Origin of the sequence: Eggerthella sp. (assembly GCF_048329335.1) — a bacterium.
GTDB lineage: Bacteria > Actinomycetota > Coriobacteriia > Coriobacteriales > Eggerthellaceae > Eggerthella > Eggerthella lenta.
Map to the genome: position 1 here is coordinate 1 of NZ_DBFEGU010000363.1, position 1,578 is coordinate 1,578.

At 66.5% G+C, this 1,578-nt stretch carries 1 protein-coding gene and 1 riboswitch; the gene reads left to right on the forward strand.

Going from position 1 to position 1,578, the window contains the following annotated elements:
* Positions 1–249 precede the first annotated feature (249 nt).
* Positions 250–342, forward strand: a riboswitch (SAM riboswitch).
* An 8-nt stretch (positions 343–350) separates the two neighbouring features.
* A partial coding sequence (metK, locus tag ACMO6A_RS11335; RefSeq protein WP_418471283.1) for a methionine adenosyltransferase occupies positions 351–1,578 on the forward strand: 1,228 nt, incomplete at its 3' end.

Genomic DNA, 1,578 nt, shown 5'->3' on the forward strand with positions numbered 1-1,578 from the left:
TTTGCATGCATCGGCAAAGGTGTTCTTCGACATGATGTGAAGCAAAGAAGTAGTCGAATGCGTTTATAGACCGAATGCCCGGATGCACTTTGTGTTTATTTTGGCGTCTGCGTTTTCACATTTTTCGGCTGCGTTGTGCTCGCTCGTGGGGGTTGCGCGCATGCGGGACTTTCGCTATTGCGCGCATCCTCCTTTCGGGGTACCATCGGCAAGGTTTCACGGGGATTCCGGCTTTTCGCACGGTTCTCTGTTTTATCAAGAGTCGGGGGAGAGAGTTGGCTCTGTGATCCCGACACCAACCTGGCGGATACGCCAAGGTGGTCCGGCCTACAGCGATGAAGGAGGAACGTATGGCCGAAGAATGCTCTACCTATTTGTTCACGTCCGAGTCGGTCACCGAGGGTCATCCCGACAAGGTGTGCGACCAGATATCCGACGCGGTGCTCGACGCCATCCTGGCCAAGGAGATCGAGCTGGCCGCCGCCGGCTACGTGGCTCCCAGCGGGCAGCCCGCCGATCCCGCGCAGGTGCGCGTGGCCTGCGAGACCATGGCCACCACCGGCATGGTCATCGTCACCGGCGAGATCCGCACGCAGGCCTACGTCGACGTGCCCGCCATCGTGCGCGAGGTGCTGCGCGACATCGGCTACGACCGCGCGAAGTACGGCTTCGACTGCGACACCTGCGGCGTGCTGAACGCCATCCACGACCAGAGCCCCGACATCGCGCAGGGCGTCGACGAGAGCTGGGAGGCCCAGCACGGCCTGGACGAGGGCGACCCCTACGAGCGCGTCGGCGCGGGCGACCAGGGCATGATGTTCGGCTACGCCTGCGACGAGACGCCCACGCTCATGCCGATGCCGGTGTATCTGGCCCACCGCCTGGCCGAGCGCCTGACCGAGGTGCGCAAGAACGGCACCATGCCGCTTCTGCGCCCCGACGGCAAGACCCAGGTGTCCGTGCGCTACGAGGGCGGCCGCCCCGTGCATGTGGAGAAGGTGGTCGTGTCCACGCAGCATGCCGAGGAGATCGCCCACGACGAGCTGCGCGCCCAGATCGTCGAGAACGTGGTGAAGCCGGTGCTCGAGCGCGAGGGCGTGGCGCTGGCCGACGACGCCGAGATCCACGTGAACCCCACCGGCCGCTTCGTGGTGGGCGGCCCCATGGGCGACGCGGGCCTCACCGGCCGCAAGATCATCGTCGACACCTACGGCGGCATGGGCCGCCACGGCGGCGGCGCGTTCTCCGGCAAGGACTGCACGAAGGTGGACCGCTCGGCGGCCTATGCGGCGCGCTGGGTGGCGAAGAACGTGGTGGCCGCGGGCCTGGCCGCGCGCTGCGAGGTGCAGGTTGCCTACGCCATCGGCATGGCGAAGCCGGTCAGCGTGATGATCGACACGTTCGGCACGAACGCGGTTCCCGAGGCCGACATCATGGCCGCGGTGGACGCGACGTTCGACCTGCGTCCGGGCGCCATCATCGACGCGCTCGACCTGCGCCGCCCCATCTACCGCTTGACGGCCGCCTACGGCCACTTCGGCCGCGAGCTTCCCGAGTTCACCTGGGAGCGCACCGACA